The organism is Bacillus sp. ISL-47 (assembly GCF_018613175.1).
Lineage (GTDB): Bacteria > Bacillota > Bacilli > Bacillales > Cytobacillaceae > Cytobacillus.
This window is the reverse complement of sequence record NZ_JAGGQS010000009.1, coordinates 1-18,486: the sequence shown is the minus strand read 5'-3', so window position 1 is coordinate 18,486 and position 18,486 is coordinate 1. Positions and strand designations below refer to the sequence as shown.

Here is an 18,486-nt window from a genome sequence, read left to right as displayed (position 1 = left end):
CCCTATATTTCGACGTCAGTCTCCAGCAGATGACAACATCCGATTCGACATAGGTCGACAGTCACCGATTTTTGTAAATAACTTGTATAAGAATGTAAAATTATCATTCTTTTAGACAATAAATGTGGTAAAATTATCTAAAATTATGTCGATAGGAGTGAATCGGAAAAGTGAAAAAACAGATGGTTACCATCGCTGCTGCCGCTATGCTTTCTTCTGCCTTCGCGGCCCAGGCATCAGCTGATACATATGTGGTAAAGAAAGGCGATACTTTATCTCAAATTGCCACAAAGAATAAAACAACTGTGACGGAGCTTAAAAAGACAAATAATTTGAGCACGGATTTTCTTTCTATAAACCAAACACTCCAGCTGCCTGGGACTTCAAAAGAACAAAAAACCAGTAAGCCAGCCATTGTAACGCCACCTGCAACTCCAACTGCCAACCATACATATACAGTCAAACCTGGCGATACTTTATCCAAAATTGCCTTAAACCATAAAATTAGTTTAGTAGATTTAATGAGCTGGAATAATCTTACCCACCATATAATCCGGCCTGGGCAGGTACTAAAGGTAACAAAAGCCGCTGAAAGTACTGCAGGCAAACAAACGGAAACATCTGCTGCACCTCCAGCTCCGGCTGCTCCTGCTCCCGCCGTTAATTCAACAGCATACACAGTCGTAAAGGGCGATACACTGAGCACGATTGCTGCCAAAAATAAAGCAACTGTACAGCAGATTAAAGATTGGAATAAGCTTAGCTCGGATATAATTTATATTGGCCAAAAGCTAGTGTTAGGAGGCACCGAACAAACCCCTCCCAAACAAGCCGTAAATGAAAAGCCTGGCAAGGTAGAAAACAGTTCTGCAAACTCCCTGCTGGAAGAAGCCCAAAAACATATCGGGGTTCCCTATAAATGGGCAGGCTCTACCCCGGAAGGATTTGATTGCAGCGGTTTTATCTATTATGTCCTTAATAAATCCGGTTCCCAGCTGGGCCGATATTCAACAGACGGATATTACAGCCGTTCCTACTATATCAATCAGCCTCAGCATGGTGATCTCGTATTTTTCGAGAATACCTATCGGCCCGGCATTTCACATATGGGCTTCTATGTGGGGGATAACAAGTTCATTCATGCAAGCTCCAACGGCGTTGAAATCTCCAGTCTCGACGACCCTTACTATAAAAAGCATTTTGATGGTTTTAAAAGATTTTATTAGACACCTGTCCATGGTGTCTTCTTTAATTTGGCTCTGTAAAAGCTCATTGATTGGAGTGAAGTCTGTAACACTTCTTAAAAAACCTTCTTACTTTCTTCGCCGGGGGCCACTGAAAATCTGCCGATTGTTTGGTTTTCCTGAGGGTACATGAATGAATTAGTTAAGTAGCAGTAGGTTGATTGGAGCGGAAGGTGCGAGACTCCTGCGAGAGCAGCGGGACAGGTGAGTCCCCACAGGCGCTTAAGCGCCGAGGAGGCTCACCGCACGCCCCGCGGAAAGCGAGCATCCTGGAGTGGAAATCAACCGGCTAATTTAACAGAGGATGTCCTTCAAGGGCTTTTTCAGAGGCCTCCTTTCTCTGAGCGGTTTTATTCCAAATGCCCATCCAATGTCCAGCAGGTGAAGCGAATCAAAGAGACCCTTCAGGCTTAATGCTTGATGAGGTTCATCAGCTGGCAGTTTATCAGAACCTTAAATTAACAAACCTATTAAATTACATAATATTCCTCTTTTACCATATAAAACTAGTAAAATAAGGTAATTTGTATTATAGTAGAAGAGAATTTTATCGAATTGGAGGAGATTTTTTGAAACGCTCAGCAATCTGGTCTATTGTCATTGCTTGTATCTTGTTGGTTGTATCACCTTTTCAGGCAGCCGCTGCAAGCCCTAAGGTGAAAATTGTGGTTAATGATGAAGCGTTAAAGCTTGATGTTGACCCTTATATGAAGGATAACCGTGTCCTTGTTCCTGTCCGCGGCGTATTTGAGAACATCGGCCTGAACGTGAATTGGAATGCATCCACAAAGACAGCTACAATCAAGAACGAAGAAACATCCATAAACATGAAGCTTGGCAAAAAAGATGTTCAGGTAAATGGAAAAACGGTAAAGGTAGATTCAGCCGTAGCGATGAAAAATAATCGTCTGTTCATCCCGATCCGCTTTGTAATCGAAAATTCCGGTGCACAAGTTAACTGGAATCAGGCGCAAAAAACGGTTTATGTAACATCTGGATTGTCTCCTGCAGCAAAGGCATTCTTAAGCAAGCTTTCACAGGTGGAAATGAATAGCTTCACTGCCGATATGAAAGTACAGCAGTCTATGACATACCTTGGTGAAAAAATGACAATGGATATGGATATGAAAATGGACATGGTCCTTGATCCGATCGGTTTATATCAATTTATGTCCATGACCATGAAAGAGTTTGGCGAAGAAAATGTAACAACAGAATCCTATCTGACAAAGGATGGGTACTATTCTTTTGATCCTATGTTTAACAAATGGGTGAAATACGATGATGAAATGGCTAAAGAAATGCTTAGTCTATCGGACTATCAAATGTCTCCCACGGAACGTTTTGAGTTAATTCAGCGCTACTACAAAAATGTAAAGATTATTGAAAACGCTGGTACTTATGAGCTTCACGCTTCTCTATCAGGAAAAGGATTCCAGGATCTTATTGACGAGATGTTAAATCTTTCTGGATTAGGCGTAGAGGAAGATATTTTTAACGGCATGGAGATTATTATTAATAAAATGAATATTGTTTCCATCATTGATAAGAAGACTCTTTACCCAATTTCAGACACGATGGACTCTGACATGACCATCAGTGCTGAAGGCGAGAAAATGAACATTAAGCAAAAAGCTAATAACACATACTCCAACGTTAACAAGCTTGAAAAAATTACGATTCCACAGCATGTGATTGACACTGCGGTTCCTTTTGAAGAGCTTTATGGAGAAGAATAATTGGTTTTGGAGGCCACCCTTGAGTTTAGGGTGGCTTTTTAATTAAGATTTATCTTCCAGCGCTGCTTATGATAGATTAAGACTATCTAATTGAACAGGAGCGGACACCATGCCATTAACTTTTGCTCACCCGGCAGCGATACTTGCATTCTCAAGAAAAAGCAGATATGTTCATTTTTCTGCAATGGTTTTAGGCAGTATGGCTCCAGATTTTGAATACTTTTTAAGAGGTCAGCCAATCGCGGAGATTGGCCATTCCTTTACTGGTTTTATTTTGTTTAATCTGCCCTTGGCAGCAATCATTTATTTAATCTACCATCACTTTGTTCATCAAATTCTGGTCAGTCATTTACCCTTTTTCCTGCAGGACACTTATACATATAAAACAGAATCCAATCCTCTGATGAAAATAATTGTGTTTTGTTATTCTGCTCTATTCGGAATGCTTACGCACGTAGTATGGGATTCTTTTACACATATGAATGGATATATGGTATTAAAATTTCCTGTCTTTTTTACTTACAGTTTTAATATCTATGGCTTTTCCATACCTTTGTATAAATTCCTGCAGCATGGAAGTACGATTTTAGGGATCACAGCGATTTTGGGGTATATGTATTACAGAGCTATGTCTCAGAGAAAACATAACCATACTAATATTCATCCTAAGCAAAAAGTTATTTTTTGGTCTTCTATAACTCTTTTAACATTATTATTCCTAATCCTCTGGCAGCTTCTTAATTATGTTCCAATTAATAGTTATGGAATTTTGGTTGTCAGAATGATTGATTCTTTTTTCATAAGTTTATTAACTGTTTCTTTGGTCTTTAAAAAAATATAAAGTAAATATTTGGGTTCCCTCCAATGAGGGGCCCATTTTTATTTCTACTCGTATGTTAGAATCCTAAGCCATATTTCCCAGCACCCCACCCCCATTCAATCAAACGTTTGATTGAAAAAAGGCCCTGCATAAGCAGAGCCTCTTAATCTATTACTTCGTCACTGTCAATCCAGCCTTTTGCGCATTTCCTGCTTCGTCCTGGATATCAGCATTGGCATCATCCACTTTATTCGTTACCAGTTTGTTAACTAGTGCGGAATCAGCAACTGTTAAAACTAGCTTGCCATCGTCCGTCACATCATAACCAGTAAACTCAACTTTTGCTCCGCTACTATTAAGCAATGAAATTTCGTCCGCAATGGATGCCGTTACACCATCCACTAGTCCCTCTACCTCAATCGGTTCAGAATAAGTGACAGTCAATTTATTTAGTTCTGTTGCCACAAATGATGTCACTTCCGGAGCCGTGTTATCAGTGATGGCAATCGTTTTTGTGAACGGCTGGCTTTCTTTGTTATCTAATGTCTGCACACCATCAACCGTGAAAATGGCCTTATCGTCACTTTCCTTCACAAATCCATCTGGAAGTGTGATCTGTACCTTTGTCTGATCAACTGTTGTGTTGTTTCTGACAAAAGCAATGTTGGTTCCGGATGGCAGTGTAACGCCATTCACTTCATAGGCATCCGGGTTTAAAGCGGAGCCTGTACCAGTTGCTTTAACCTTTGCACCATAGTCAACAGTGATGACATTATCATTTGCGGATGCTCCCACTATTTCAAAAGTAGTTGCAGGAGGCTGTCCATCTTCTGTTACTTCCACGGAGAAATTATATTGCTCACTCTTATTTGGCGTGAGGGCATCATCAACAACAAAGCCTTCACCTAATACAAAGCTGTACTTATCTGCCTCTAGATTTTGATCCAGTGCAAAGACAACCGTTTTAGAGCCATTGGCCATTGATAGGCTATCAACAACTTGTGAGACAGTAAAAATTTCTCCTTTTGAGTTCACAACTGATATTTTGGTTCGGTCCGGAGAATTCACCTCTTCATTATAAGTAACCGCAAAGGACGTTACTTTTCCATCTGTTTTCGAAGTTGCTACTTTAATTGGTGCCGGAGCTGTAACATCTTTCGAAACCGTTACTGTTTTTGTGATATTTGATGTATTCTCGTTGCCCATTTCGTCAACCAGAGCACCTTTGGCAAAGGTTAAAGTGACAGTGTCAGAGTTTCCGGATTTATATAAATAATCGCTATTTAATGTAATGAAATACTCTTTATGATTCGCTGGATTTACTTCAACATCTTCTACAACATTAGCTGTGTAGGTCCCAACCTTACCAGTTACTTTTAATGTGTCACCATTAAGCTCTTCATCAACCGTTACTTTCACTTGATCTTCGCCGGCAGCAGCCACATTTGCAACAGAAGGAGCCACATTGTCAACGGTAACAGCTAATGAAGCTGCTTGAACATCCTTCACATTGCCGACAGCATCCTTAGCGTTTACAACGGTTACGTTGTGGGATTGTGATGCATCCAGATTCACATCCACAGTGGCTTTATTTCCATCAATTTTTGCTGTGTAATTGGCATTGCCGATCTTAACAGTTTCAATCGATGTAACTTCTTCATCAAATGTTAACGTGATTTTCTGAATGCCTCCGCTTGTATCTTTTATCATTGCTTTTGCAGATGTTAAAACCGGAGCAGCTTTGTCGTTTACATTTACAGGGGCATTAATCGGCTTCACGTACTCGCCATCTACATCCTTCACCCCTTCATATGGAACCTTTACCAAATAGTCGCCGCTAAAAATCTCAGTCGTTTTGAAGGTTAATGTTTTTCCATCTTCACTCAGTGCCTGGGTAACATCGCCGGTTCTAACTGCTTCTTTTCCAGGAACGAGTGTAATCACATCACTGCCATCAGCAGTTTTCAGGGTATCTGCGTCAATTGGTTCTGAGAATTTCACTTCAATTGTCTTCGCATTCACTCCCCTTACACTTGCTACTTCAGTGGCACCTTCATTCGGCTTCTCAAGTGTTGACCCTACTGCCCAATCTGTTTCCGTCAGCAATTTAGCAAAGTCTGCACGTTTGATTTGTGCATCAGGAGAGAAGGTTGTGCTGGTAGTACCGGTGATTAAACCGTGAGAGTAAAGAATTTCTATATATTCTGCGTACCACTTGCTTTCTTTTACATCCGTGAAGTTTACTTTAGGGCCGTCAGGATTTAAGCTAAGATCATAAGCATCAACGACCATTTTAGCAAATTCACCTCGGGTCAAAGTCCCTTTAGGATCAAACATGCCCGCACCTTTTCCATCAATTAAACCTTCATCATATAGGGCATTAATGTATTCCGCATACCAAACAGATTGATCCACATCTTTAAAATCAGCAGCCGGTGCACTGTCAGTATCCAGCTTTAGAATGTTGGCAACCATCTTGGAAGCTTCCGCACGGGTAATCTTTCCGCCTAAATCAAATGTTCCATCAGGACGGCCATCAATAATGTCTGCGTCTGCAAGCGCCATAACATAGTCATAGTAGAAGTTGTCTGGTGAAACATCCTTAAAATCTGAGGCTGCAAAACCGGCAGATGGAGCAACAGCAGCTGCCACCATGGCCGCTGTCATGCCGGATGCGATGAACTTGCGATAATGTTTGGATTGATAAGTCATAAATGAGAATTCCTCCTTGTAGTTAAACTAACCAATGAATCTAGCAAACCTACAGACTGCAAAAAAAACGTTTCCAAAAGAGGGCACACCAAAAAGAGGCAGAAACAGAGACAAACCAATGTTTCAAGTTATGTAAATAAATAACATTGGTTCTACTTCAATAATCTACCACCTTAAATTAGGTTTAAACACGATATCCATGGATTTTTTACTTTTTTAGGGAAATATGGATATAGCCCTATAAATAGTAAAAAAGAGCCATTACTGTTATGTAATGGCTCACTTATTAATTTGCTAACTTAATATTTATATTATTTTCCGCCCAATCATTCAACTTTAGATTCTGGTATGTGTTACGGCCCTTCATACGATTAAACTCCTGGATCATTTCACTCTTAAATGACTGAAACGCCTCTTCTGTATGAGTTTTGTCCCCTCTTGTTTTGAAAAAGAGCGTACCTTCCGCGAATAGTCCATCATAATCTTCATAGTCCGCTATTGTAATGCCGCTCTCAAACCCAAGAACATATGTATCATTCTTCATTCCCATATCAAAAGCTTTTTCCCTGAACTCTTCCTCAAACTGCTTTCGCAATTCATATTTTTTCTCTTCGATCGATTGTTCATATTTATGATTTGAATACATTTCATGGATATATAGAACAGCCATAAAGCCAATCATCAAAGTAAATATGGCAATAAGGCCATACTTTATAGCCTTTGCACCTCTTTGAACAGTGCCACGTTTTTTATCCACTGCCCGCTGAATTACAAAGCCAAGGAGCACGCCGACAACCACTCCCGGCGGAACCATCATGACTAAAAGCAGACCGCTGGCTGCATCTTCAGTCAAAGTGGTGAGAAATAAGGCTACCGGCAGCAAAATTCCAGCTAAAAAGCCGCCAAGGATATAAAATTTCCGATAATAAATCAGCAAGCCTAAAATCAAAAGAATGCTGATCGGATTTAGCACCACCACAGCAAAAGCTGATAACAATAAAGACATAATTAAGCACCTTGCTCTTTAAATTTGGCTTCAAGCAGACTTTTCATAGAATCATATTTATTCCAATCATCGCGCTCGATGGTGATTCTCTTAAAATCTATCGTATCGTTATTCTTTTTCGGCTGTTCTACATCTTCAACACCCGCCAGGACGATTTCAAATTCCGAGTCCTTCGGCAAGAGTTCAGTAAGAATCTTCCTTGCACGCTCCAAATCCTCTGCAAGAAGTGGACTACCCGGCTGAAACTCTTTCTGCGGATAGGCAACATGCGCCTCATAAGGCGAACAATAGCCTGTGATCGGATAGATATTTCTGCATAGTAGCCAATCATCTTCATAAACAGCCCCAAACCTGAAACGTTCATTTTCAGCTTTCGCTAGTGCCTCATCGTATGCTTCACTAATATAGGCATTTTTCAAATCCCAATTGTCAACTCTCAGCAATTCCTTTACTTCTTCTTCAGATGTTGGTTCATTTAGGTCTTTCATTGCGAAATAAATATCACCTGGATCATCTTCCGGTTTTGTATAATAAACCCGCAGACCCTTTACATTGATTTCACTTTGATCAATAAGCTGGACCAGCTGAAAGAAGTCGTTAAATTCCTCTTCCTCAAAGGAGTGGGAATCCAGCTTGCCTTCACGGGAAAATTTTAGATTGTACTCCCCTGCCACTTCCCTGATATATTCCAAGTAATTTCCGAAAGGCGGTTCCCCAAAGCCAAGCGCTTGGATTTCCGGCAGCAGCGGTTCAAGCTTTTTATACTGTTCATAAGCATCCAGCCCTCTATGGTATGTATCTCCAGTTATTTCTCCACCTGACTCAAACACATTAAATTTAATATTTTTATTTCCTTTTACTGCGACCGTATGCGTCAGGTCTCCCATATTGCCTGTATTCCATTCTTCTTCGTCAACCAGCACGACTTCAATTTCATATTTCTCCTTAAAATAGCGGTCAAGCTTGTTTTCAATGCTGTTATTAGTAAAATAAACAACTGCTGCTCCAGCACAAATTGCAGCAAATAGGATAATGGATAGGCCAAGCTTTCTGTTAAACATATATGCATTCTCTCCCTTTTAAAGGCTATAAATCCATTATATAGTAAAATTACACTTTATTTTAATGAAATTTTTTCCATGAAAAACACAAAAAAACTAGCATTGCAATAGCAAGCTAGTTTATCGTTTAATATTTCTTCAATTCTTCAATCGTTCTCTCCATATCTAATAGCCCTTCCGGAGTAGTTTGCAGATAGTCATCCCGATGGGCAATGGTCATGACTTTGCCGGTGCCCAATCTTGCTGGTTTTGTCAGCGAGAGATTGCGTTTTTCAGATTCAGCCAGGATCTCTTTCATTGCCTGCATTCGGACATCCCGTTTGTTCTCCCCCTCTTCAGGACTTATTTTTACACAAAGGCGGCGCTCCTGAAGCTGCAGAAAATAAGTTTTCTTAAATGCAGATGCCCACCAGAAAGCCCAGAATCCCCCGGATGGATTCGGAACATACCCCCAATTTCCATCTATTTCTTTTTGCAATTCCTGATAAAATCCTTGCCAGGCATAGTGATTCCACTCGCTTACAGGGTTGACTCTAAATGAAGAGATTCCCTCTTCGATCTCCTCCAAATAATGAAGATAATCCAGGAAGATGGGGTTCTGTACACCTTTCTTTCTTCCTCTCTGTAAAACTTCAAGCATCCTATTTCGCTTGAACGGAAGATAGCCTGGGCTTTCAAGCGAACGGTAATGACTTTGGTCAGCGATTTTGTAATAAATCGGCAATTGAACCAGGTCAGGATAAGCGTCTTTCACAGCAGCACGATAGCGGGCAAGCTGATTGGAATGATCTTTCGTAAAGGTCTTATCTTCAATTAATATGGCATATGTATCGTTGATAATCACTAAAATATCCAGTGCCTTAAATTGGCGCTTAATGCTGATTGACTCAATGACAGGCACGGGAAGATGATGCAGGTTGAAAATCATTCCGATAAAATCAACGGCCGCTTCATGCAATGGCCCGTCCAGCGAACGGTAGGGCTCCTCGCTCCATGCCATCAGCCAGCACAAAAATGCATCCTGTGACAGCTCACTAGTGGCAAACTGAAAAAGGTTCGGCATTTGCAAATGAGCTGCCCTGCTGTCCCTTGCTTTTGCAAGTAATTCCTCTACATCATGATTTCCTGTATACTCCTCCCAATAGCCTCTTCCCAGGATCGATTGATAGTGCATCGGCGGCCATAATACCCTATTACGGAGCTCTAATATTCGCCCCTGCTCGTTGGGATATAACACTAGCAGCCGGTCATCCCCTTGCTGTGCAATGACTTCTGGAGCATCTTTAATCTCTTTCAAATATCCGCAATTATTCCTGCAAACATAGGCTGGATAAGCATTTACCACGAACTCGCCGTTAGGCTTCTCTTTTACATCCTCCCAAGCATCTTCGATTAATTCAGCTTCGCAGCGCGGGCACATGAGTGTATTCATTTATATCTCCTCCCTGCGTATATAAACGGTTGAATCTAGTAAAATAATCCTCTTCATAGGATTATTTTACCATTTATCATCATTTGCCAGGAACATAAATTAACTTTAGATTTCACCATTCTGCCACAATTCCCCTCACCCCTCCCTGACCTTCTCCCCCTTTCATTTCTATTTATAAAGAGAAAGGGCGGTGCAATAATATGAATTTAAAATCAGGCAGTGTTGACCAGTTTGAACAGTTTTCCCAGTTTAAGAACCTTCAAGAGTTTAATGCCCATTTGGAGATGTGGCTTGCGGTGAATAAGGATAAGTTCTCAAAGGGTGAGCTTGTTGGCTTAAAAAGGCTGGCCCGTTTTGCCGCGAAAGTACCTGGAGTATCTAACGCGAAAATAGGCACAGTATTAAAAGCCATTCATGAAGAATACAACGGAAACGGGATTTCCCGTTCCACTTTTAAAAGAATGATCGCAAAAGCTTCCAAATTAGGCATTTTTACAGCCCATGAAACAGAAAGAAAGAATGGCTCCCAGTCCAGCAATCTATATGTGTTCAATCGTTTTCCAAAGAGTGAACCACCTAAGGATGAAAAAATGGACCACCCTAATAAAACAATCAATCTTTCTAAAACTACTAAAAATCAAAAGAATAATAAACGTAACGAAACCGGACTTGACCACACTTTTACAAGTGATCGAGTTCCAAATGCCTTCGTGGATGTGGTGAAGTACTTCTTTCCGGAAGCTAAGAGCATTGAGGAGTTTTGGAGAATGACCACTATTGCGGCCTATCGAAACAATCGCGAGCAGGATAAAGTCCAGGTTCTGGAAACAGCTATTCATTCTTTTAAGCAGCTGATCCGGAAAATGAAATCCAGTTTTGTGTCAAAGCCTATTGCTTATTTCTATGGCATTTTGAATAAGAAGCTGGAGGAGGTTTACTTTGAGGAACTTTTGGAGATGGGATTTTCAATTGATAAAAACCAATGGTATATGGACTTCTTTTATAAAAAATAAGCTCTGTTAAACGTGGGTGTTGATTTCCGCTCCTGGATGCTCAGCGAACGCGGGGTGGGCGGTGAGCCTCCTCGGCGCGCAGCGCCTGTGGGATCTCACCTGTCCCACTCCTCCAGCAGGAGTCTCGCACCTTCCGCTCCAATCAACAGCGCTAATTCAACATTTAGCATTTTCACAGCTAATAAAATTAAAAAAGTGAATTTTTCCCGAAAATCGGCGAGTTAGACCCTTCTTTCGGGGAGTTTGGCACCTAAACTCGGGAGTTTAGGGGGTAAACTTCCCGAAACTCGACTTTTTTTCGATTCGCAAAAAAATAGGTTTCCCGCTATCTTAAAGCTACCCGGGAATACAATGAGAGCGCGCTGTCCTGAAGGGATAGTCAAATGGAGAGCTTTGAGCAGGTGGCAGCACAATATGAACCGATGATTCACCAGATTATCAAAACGCTGAATATCTATAAAAATCAGGATGAATTTTTTCAGCTGGGGTTAATCAGACTTTGGGAGATTTGGAAGAAGCATGACCCTGCAAAGGGTAAATTCCTATCCTATGCTTATACGAATATAAGAATGAAAATGCTGGACGAGCTGAAGAGAAGCAAGGTACTAGAGGGCCGCAGCGTTGTTCCGGATGAAGAGTTTTGGACGCTAATGGAGTGCCCTCTTACCGATCAGCCCCTGAAAGAGAAGATGATTCTTTCCTATTGCGAGGGACTGACAACTAACCAAACGATATGGGTTACCTCTACCTTCTTATATAATTTATCAACGAATGAAATTGCTGAGCAGCACCAGGTCACAGTCTCTGCCGTCAAAGCTTGGAAAAAAGGCGCTTTAACCAGACTGCGAACCATCCTCCAACCAGAACAGCTACATTAATTAAAAATTATTTTTACCCGCCATGACTTTTTCCGCTGCTCATTTCTATTATAAGAGTGAAAGGAGGTGAGACAGCATGGCACAAGCAAATGTCATTGATACAAAGCTTCGCCTGGTTTTTGAAACAGGTTTGGACGAAAAGGGCAAACCGATTCACAAATCAAAAACCTACAGCAGCGTAAAGCAATCCGCAACAGCAGACCAGCTTTTCTCAGTTGGACAAGCCCTTGAAACGCTATCCAACTATCCGTTAGCTGCGATTAACCGCAACGACAGCTTCGATATCGTAGGCTAATCTTCTATCAAAACACTAAACTAGCAAGGAGGTGAAGAACATGGCGAAAACATTAGAAATGACTTTCCTATCTGAAATGGGAAAGCCATCTAAACTAACGATCGATAATCCAAAGGAACCGATTGATCCAGCAGCTGTTAAAGCAGCGATGGACCAAATCATCCTTGCCAATGCCTTTGACGGCAATGGCGGTGACTTCGTTCAGGCGCAAGGTGCCAGATTGCTAGAGCGCAACGTAACCGAATATGAATTAGTGTAATGTGAAGAGGCCGGTTTCTTTCTGAACCCGGCCTTTTTTTAGGGTACCTGGCCGCATGCAAAGAGCCTGGCACCCGGAAAGGAGCAAACTATGGAACAGATGGTCACAATAATCAGCGAGCTTGGCTTCCCGATTGTTGTCACGCTATTTTTGCTGAACAGGATTGAAGCGAAGCTGGATGTTGTCGTGTCGTCGATCCAGGGGCTGCCGGATCGGTTGAAGGAATAGCAAGATCTATGTTGAAAGGGAGAACATCACATCAACTTTTTTATGTTCTCCCTGCTCCCCTCAGGCAATCCCGAAACCAATTTATCAATCATTTGTTTCATTTGGACATCTGAAAGAGCCCTTTTTTCAATTAATAACCTCGCTATGACTATAACTTCTTCTGTTGTTAATCTAAGGGTATTATTTCTTCTAAGGATGTATCCCCTTTCTTTTCTGCTGAAGACAATGCTTTTAGATAAAAAATTAGTTTTATAGTTCGAAAAGTAAGCCCGTAAATCCTTAATATCTCTTTGAATCGCTTTTTCACTTACCTTAAAATATTCTGCTTCCTTCTGCTTGTTGATCACTTCCCCCTGGCTAAGACGTTCAAAAAGGGACAGCATCCGCATTGTTTTCTGGTGTGATTCTTCAATCACATTCATATTCCCCCTTCTATCTGTTTTTTTCCGGTTTACCGTTTCCACTAGTTGGAAATCATTGTTTATAGGAAGATAATAACATATCCATAATGAAAATTAGTTCTTTTATACTCCCTTTTTCCTATTTTTTAAACTTATTAAAAAAGTTTCCAAATAATTTCATTTTTATGGTAGAATTCTAATGCTAACTTACACCTTGAGAGGAGATTTATCTTACGAAATGAAAAAGGTCTGGAAAATCCTTATTTCTTTAGTCCTTATTTTAATCGCTGGAGCCGGTGGAGCAGCCTACTACTTTTTAAAGGTGAAAACCTATGATATCGCGGATAAAAAGGTTGAGGAAATCACCAAAACAGAATACGACATTATCTTGCCTGGAGAAGATAATGAAAGTGATTTAACAGAGGAAGCTTCAGGGAAGGAAACAGCTAATACGGTTGGTGAAAAAAGCGGGAGTGGCAAATCTTCAGCTATTGTTATTAACGCAAAAGCAGCTAATACAACTAATGAAGAGCCAAAGGCTGAAAAAGCCAATATGAATAAAAAAGAGGTAAAGGTCCAAAAAGTAAAAAACAAAACTAAACCAGCAGAACCGACTGTTGCCAGCATCAAACAAAAATACAATCCATCTTTTAAACACCTGCAAAAACAGGCAAACAAAAAGATTGATGCGCTTCTTGCCGAAGCCTATAAAGAATACTCCAATCAACAGCTTAAAGGAGATTCTGTATCGTATATGTATTTCTACCAAAAATACACCGCTGCAAGCTCCGATTTAGAAAGCAATACAAATGCTGCATTTAATGAAATAAATAAAGCATTGCAAGAGGACCTAAAGAAAAACGGTTTTAGCCCTTCTCATGCTGAAAGCTTTAAAGAAGAGTACGAGGCTGCTAAAAAAGCCCGTGAGACCGCTATTTTGAATAAGATAAAGGAAGCTCTTTAATTTGCATACATTCAAAAGACTAGCCTAAGTTCAAGCTAGTCTTTTTTTATGTCCTTAATTAGGAACGCATACTTTCCTCTTTAACTGAATCAAACTTCTGGACAAAATTGCAGGTCATGCACGCTCTGCCAATACATTGTTTTGTAACTGGATCTCGGTAGTAAGTTTCATTAAATCCGCATATGGAGCATTCGATTTCGTGGATCATTTCCCTTTTGCCAAATACAGCCTCAAGCAATAACTCAAAATGCAAATCTACCACTCCCATCCCTTTTATTTTTTTATATCAAAAAGGAAATGCGAAGATCCCCGAACCTTGTACAGTCCATAGACGCATCTTTTCGACATTGCCAAAAAGGAAATAGGACTCTTTACAGAGGAATAACAAATTCTATTTACAGAGTTCGAGTAATTCAATTATTTTTCGGGAAATAAAAGGCTAAATTATGTCGACTTATTGCATCGATAGAATACGATAACTTTTAAATTTGAACCATTTGGCTAACTTTATGGGAGGGAAAAATGAAAAAAGACTAGCATCTGAAAGGGCATTTAATTTATTTTTACTTGTTTGAAGATAAAATATCCTGTACAAAAAAAGCTAGCTCAGCAACACTAAGCTAGTCTTCAAAACTTTACCATATTAAGAATCAGGCATTTATTTCAGGTCACCTGAACAATGCTCATATAAAAACTCCTTAAAAAGCTGGTTTAGTTCCTTGCTTTTCTTCTCCTTCAGCCACTCCACTTGATCAATCGGCAAATTTAATTTAAGGGTAACTTTCTCATTTGGCATTTCCACTTTCCTAATCTCCTCTAACGTAATGCCTTCTTCGATATCCGGAAATGCCAAATCATTTTCACTTATCCTAAGGACATCTTCGTAGGGTTCATCTTCATCCAGTTCGCATAATAAATTTAGCCTAGGCAGTTTCCCAGGCAGCGTTTTTAAAAACATAAATGAACTGATGATCCTGCCATCTTCCAATTCTATTTCTGCTATCAGACTTTCTCTATTTTTATATTTTCTTAGAGTAACCTCACTCACAACCATATCCACTTCCAACGTATTTCCAGAAGAGGTTTCAAAAATATAGATGGCACTGTTAAACACATAGATTGCTTCCCCATCAATGCTTACCGACTTTACACCAGCCATACTTCTTCCTCCATGCAATATGATTTTAAACGTATCCAAACAATAGTATTAAATACATCATATCAAAAAGAGGTGTGAATTGGGGTTCCATAATTTCTTTGTTATTTCTCCTAAACAGCTTTCCATCAATGTCGCGATCAAACGAATCAACGTTTGATCATTTCCGCGACTGATTCTCTATACAACCCACGGATACCTCCCAGATTCCCTCAGCTTCTAAAATGCATCTTTCGCACTAATTTATCCTCATTTTTAGTCAATATAAAGAGACTGGTTCAGTCACACCAAGCTGATCCTTAGCCAGGTACCTATACCCAGCACTTTCTTCCCTCTCTTTATTCTGAATAAACTAGGAAAAACCAGCATAAGCATAGCAAGAAAAATTTGCTTTTATTTCAAATAAAAGGAGAAAACCTCGATGCCAAATGTCATGCTTAAGGAAATGCTGATTAAACCCTTACCATTTAATCTGAATGTAAATCCTGCCACAGTCAATCTCACCAATAACAGAATGCAGCATCACAAAGCCATCTTAGAATCATTCGGAATTACCAGTTTGTCAGGTCTCGGTAAATTAACGATCCGCGGCAATGTCATCCCGCAATCAGGATTAACAAAGCCGGAGACCAGCGTTATGGGTGCGGAAACCTTATTTCAATCCGTTTTCCGCAGCACCGAGGCAGGACAAAATGGGATGCGTTTCGAGCCTGCTGGAGGACGGGCTGTGCAGCTTAAGGCGATTCCATTCCCCCAGCAAGTTCCAGTACCGCCAATACAGCCTAAATTCCCTGGCCCGATTAAAGGGCCTGTTAGACCATTTCCTGGTCCAATAAGCCGCCGTACTGTATCGCCACCACCAGCACCAGCCAATCTAGTCCGAAGCACGAACACTGTACCCATCGATACAGCCTATTGGGCCGCCGAAGAAATTGACCTTGAAGACAACACCTTGGTTATTCTGAAGTATCCTCAAAAGCATTTGATTATACTTGCAGAAAAAATTACGGTCGGTAAAAACGTCACGTTTACGTGGGAACGCCCGAATATACAGAAGCCGGCAAAACCTGCTAAGAAAAGCCAGGTTCAAGGGTTTCAGACTTCTACAACATTGGGCGGCATTACCGGTAAGGACGGAATTGCCGGCATTAAAGGAGAACCTGGACTCGATGGTGCGGATGCGCCAGAACTGGAAATCTGGATGTTGGAGTTAAACGGCAGCCCGGCATTCGATCTTCGCGGACAGGACGGAACCCAAGGCGGCGATGGGCAGGATGGCCAGGATGGCGGCAACGGCTGGAAAGGAAGGGCTGGCATTAAAGATTTCGCAGGTGCCTGGTGTACAAGCGGAGCAGGAGCAGGCGGCAATGGAGGACGCGGTGGTGCTGCGGGAAATGGCGGTGACGGCGGCGATGGCGGACATGGAGGAAAATTGTCTTTATATGCTCCACAAAGCGTTATCAACAACTACTTGCAGAAGGGGTTTTACGTAACGGTGGATGGCGGTAAAGGCGGTCCTGGCGGCATTCCAGGTGTTCCCGGTGCTGGCGGCAAGGGCGGACCGGTTGGTGACTCGGTGAAGGCGATCTTTGAAACATGCGGACCAAGAGGAGGTCGAAGTGCCGGCCAGCCGGGAGCACAAGGTTACCCTGGAAGCGCAGGTTATCCCGGGAAAGATGGTGAGCGGTTTACAGAACCATTGAGCATGAAAGTCATAGATTCCGATGAATACAGAAGGAAATTGCTCGAACCAGCTATTTTTCACACAATGCCCAATGTGGCTTGCATTGGGGATACAGTATCGATCGATGGAAAACGCTTTACGAAAACCGATGTCGTACTTGTGGAAGGCATTCCAGCTCAAACCCTTGTCTACAGTGACACAAAGCTGCAGTTTACGGTTCCCTCCATTAAAGGGGGAAGCAGGTCGGTTCAAGTGAAACAAAGCGATAATACCTTATCGAACCGAGGGACCATTTTTGTGAAACCCAGACTGCTATCGGCCATGAAGACCCGGGTGCAGCCGGGTTCGAAAGTACAGCTCGCTGGTACTGGATTTGCTGAGGGGGCAATGGTTAAAGTCAATGACCAGAACATGCCTGACGTAAAATATATTAGTCCGACCAGCATTGAATTTACGCTCATTCGACCGGTTAACATTCAGAATAACCCCACCGGAGAGAAAGTACGGGTAAAAGTCATGCTTGGAAATGGCACCCCCTCCAATGAGATTGAATTGGTACTCGAGACATTCCAAATGCTTGTGCTTGGGGATTCGATTCAATGGGGTCAAGGATTGATGGAGCACGAGAAGTTTCACTCGCTCGTAGTTGCTGCGGTTCAAGCTCGTACAGGCGGTATCGGATTTTATAAAGAAGTTCTCGCACACTCAGGCGCCATCATCGGAGCGGGTAATACAGAGGTCCACCCGCGTCTTCCTGGAGAGGTGCCTTCAAAATTTCCTACTATCCTGCAGCAGGCAGATATGTTTACAGGGTCAGCGGATTTTGTGGATCTTATCCTGCTGGACGGAGGGTTTAACGATATCGGAATCACGAATGTGTTAAATCCTCATGGACCAGACTTAGTGCAGCCATCACAAAAGATTTTCTTCGAAGATATGAAGAAGCTGCTGCTGAAAGTGTCAGGCACATTCAAAAATGCAAAAATCATTGTGACCGGCTATTATCAGCCTCTTTCCGAACAAAGCAACACGGCGTTCATAAAAGCAATGCTTACAGCGTTAGGTGTTGTCATAGGAGGTATCCCTGTAGCCGCTGCCACCGTGCTTAGCGCAGTTGAAATTCAACTAGTTATTGCCCGGAGCAAACAAATTATGGAGCTGTCCAGGATGCATCTTAAAAATGCAGTGGAGGCTGTTAATCATACCTTCGATGGCGGGAACCGCATCTTTTTCGCAGATCCAAACTTTGGGCCGTCCCACGCAGGGTTGACAAATGATCCTTTCCTATACGGAATACATCCGAATTTATCGCCAGAGGATATAAATGTCGCACCTTCCCGTGCCGTAGATTGTGTTAATTCCAATCAAAGCGGACTCGATTTAGAGCTTTGCCGGATCGCTTCAGTAGGACACCCTAATCCGAAAGGAGCCAAAGCCTACGCAGACTCCATCATACCTCTGTTGTGATTGAATAAACCTTGATATTGGGTCATCTGATTAGCATTTTTATATAATAGGCTAAGTTAAAGATAATGTTGATCTTTATTATAAAAATAGACCATCATTTGATGGTCTCAGACTGTCGACAAACTCG

At 41.5% G+C, this 18,486-nt stretch carries 17 protein-coding genes; 10 read left to right on the top strand and 7 right to left on the bottom strand.

The genetic code is table 11. The features are described from left to right. The first annotated feature begins 170 nt into the window (after positions 1 to 170). The 3 genes from J7I93_RS04270 to J7I93_RS04260 all read left to right on the top strand — a co-directional run bounded on the left by J7I93_RS04270 (position 171) and on the right by J7I93_RS04260 (position 3,824). Positions 171 to 1,226 (top strand): C40 family peptidase, encoded by a 1,056-nt coding sequence (locus tag J7I93_RS04270; protein WP_214723644.1) that lies wholly within the window; start codon positions 171 to 173, stop codon positions 1,224 to 1,226. Between the two features lie 587 nt (positions 1,227 to 1,813). Continuing rightward, positions 1,814 to 2,983: a copper amine oxidase N-terminal domain-containing protein gene (locus tag J7I93_RS04265; RefSeq protein WP_214723642.1), complete on the top strand. Its 1,170-nt coding sequence runs from the start codon at positions 1,814 to 1,816 to the stop codon at positions 2,981 to 2,983. Between the two features lie 109 nt (positions 2,984 to 3,092). Next, a complete protein-coding gene (locus J7I93_RS04260; protein WP_214723640.1) occupies positions 3,093 to 3,824 on the top strand; it encodes a DUF4184 family protein in 732 nt (243 codons plus the stop codon). Between the two features lie 150 nt (positions 3,825 to 3,974). On the opposite strand, the gene J7I93_RS04255 is transcribed toward J7I93_RS04260, so the two are convergent. The 4 genes from J7I93_RS04255 to J7I93_RS04240 form a co-directional block, all read right to left on the bottom strand. Next, on the bottom strand, positions 3,975 to 6,515 hold the full coding sequence (locus tag J7I93_RS04255; RefSeq protein ID WP_214723638.1) for an S-layer homology domain-containing protein: 2,541 nt from the start codon (positions 6,513 to 6,515) through the stop codon (positions 3,975 to 3,977). Between the two features lie 286 nt (positions 6,516 to 6,801). Beyond that, positions 6,802 to 7,521, bottom strand: a complete 720-nt coding sequence (locus J7I93_RS04250) for a hypothetical protein (RefSeq protein WP_214723636.1) — start codon at positions 7,519 to 7,521, stop codon at positions 6,802 to 6,804. A gap of 2 nt (positions 7,522 to 7,523) precedes the next feature. Then, positions 7,524 to 8,582, bottom strand: coding sequence for a hypothetical protein (locus J7I93_RS04245; protein WP_214723634.1), 1,059 nt, complete (start codon positions 8,580 to 8,582; stop codon positions 7,524 to 7,526). Between the two features lie 127 nt (positions 8,583 to 8,709). Then, complete coding sequence (locus tag J7I93_RS04240) at positions 8,710 to 10,014, bottom strand: PD-(D/E)XK nuclease family protein (RefSeq protein ID WP_214723632.1); 1,305 nt, start codon at positions 10,012 to 10,014, stop codon at positions 8,710 to 8,712. Positions 10,015 to 10,214: 200 nt separating this feature from the next. On the opposite strand from J7I93_RS04240, the gene J7I93_RS04235 reads away from it, so the two are divergent. The 5 genes from J7I93_RS04235 (at position 10,215) to J7I93_RS04215 (ending at position 12,687) form a co-directional block, all read left to right on the top strand. Continuing rightward, the gene (locus J7I93_RS04235) at positions 10,215 to 11,027 is read left to right on the top strand and encodes a hypothetical protein (RefSeq protein WP_214723630.1); all 813 of its coding nucleotides are present in this window, start codon (positions 10,215 to 10,217) and stop codon (positions 11,025 to 11,027) included. 383 nt (positions 11,028 to 11,410) lie between these two features. Then, positions 11,411 to 11,905, top strand: coding sequence for a sigma-70 family RNA polymerase sigma factor (locus tag J7I93_RS04230; protein ID WP_214723628.1), 495 nt, complete (start codon positions 11,411 to 11,413; stop codon positions 11,903 to 11,905). Positions 11,906 to 11,981: 76 nt separating this feature from the next. Further along, a complete protein-coding gene (locus tag J7I93_RS04225) occupies positions 11,982 to 12,200 on the top strand; it encodes a DUF1659 domain-containing protein (protein ID WP_214723626.1) in 219 nt (72 codons plus the stop codon). Positions 12,201 to 12,240: 40 nt separating this feature from the next. Next, a complete protein-coding gene (locus tag J7I93_RS04220; protein ID WP_214723624.1) occupies positions 12,241 to 12,459 on the top strand; it encodes a DUF2922 domain-containing protein in 219 nt (72 codons plus the stop codon). A 90-nt stretch (positions 12,460 to 12,549) separates the two neighbouring features. Next, positions 12,550 to 12,687 carry a YvrJ family protein gene (locus tag J7I93_RS04215; protein ID WP_214723622.1) on the top strand — a complete coding sequence of 46 codons (138 nt, stop codon included), beginning with the start codon at positions 12,550 to 12,552 and terminating at the stop codon, positions 12,685 to 12,687. A gap of 26 nt (positions 12,688 to 12,713) precedes the next feature. Here J7I93_RS04215 and J7I93_RS04210 read toward each other — a convergent pair whose 3' ends face one another. Continuing rightward, positions 12,714 to 13,103: an HTH domain-containing protein gene (locus J7I93_RS04210; RefSeq protein WP_214723620.1), complete on the bottom strand. Its 390-nt coding sequence runs from the start codon at positions 13,101 to 13,103 to the stop codon at positions 12,714 to 12,716. Positions 13,104 to 13,326: 223 nt separating this feature from the next. Between J7I93_RS04210 and J7I93_RS04205 the strand changes: the two genes are divergently transcribed. Then, positions 13,327 to 14,052 carry a hypothetical protein gene (locus J7I93_RS04205; RefSeq protein WP_214723617.1) on the top strand — a complete coding sequence of 242 codons (726 nt, stop codon included), beginning with the start codon at positions 13,327 to 13,329 and terminating at the stop codon, positions 14,050 to 14,052. A 58-nt stretch (positions 14,053 to 14,110) separates the two neighbouring features. On the opposite strand, the gene J7I93_RS04200 is transcribed toward J7I93_RS04205, so the two are convergent. Next, the gene (locus J7I93_RS04200; protein ID WP_214723615.1) at positions 14,111 to 14,305 is read right to left on the bottom strand and encodes an acyltransferase; all 195 of its coding nucleotides are present in this window, start codon (positions 14,303 to 14,305) and stop codon (positions 14,111 to 14,113) included. A 405-nt stretch (positions 14,306 to 14,710) separates the two neighbouring features. Beyond that, a complete protein-coding gene (locus tag J7I93_RS04195) occupies positions 14,711 to 15,211 on the bottom strand; it encodes a hypothetical protein (protein WP_214723614.1) in 501 nt (166 codons plus the stop codon). Between the two features lie 418 nt (positions 15,212 to 15,629). On the opposite strand from J7I93_RS04195, the gene J7I93_RS04190 reads away from it, so the two are divergent. Beyond that, complete coding sequence (locus J7I93_RS04190; RefSeq protein WP_214723612.1) at positions 15,630 to 18,359, top strand: IPT/TIG domain-containing protein; 2,730 nt, start codon at positions 15,630 to 15,632, stop codon at positions 18,357 to 18,359. Positions 18,360 to 18,486: the final 127 nt, after the last annotated feature.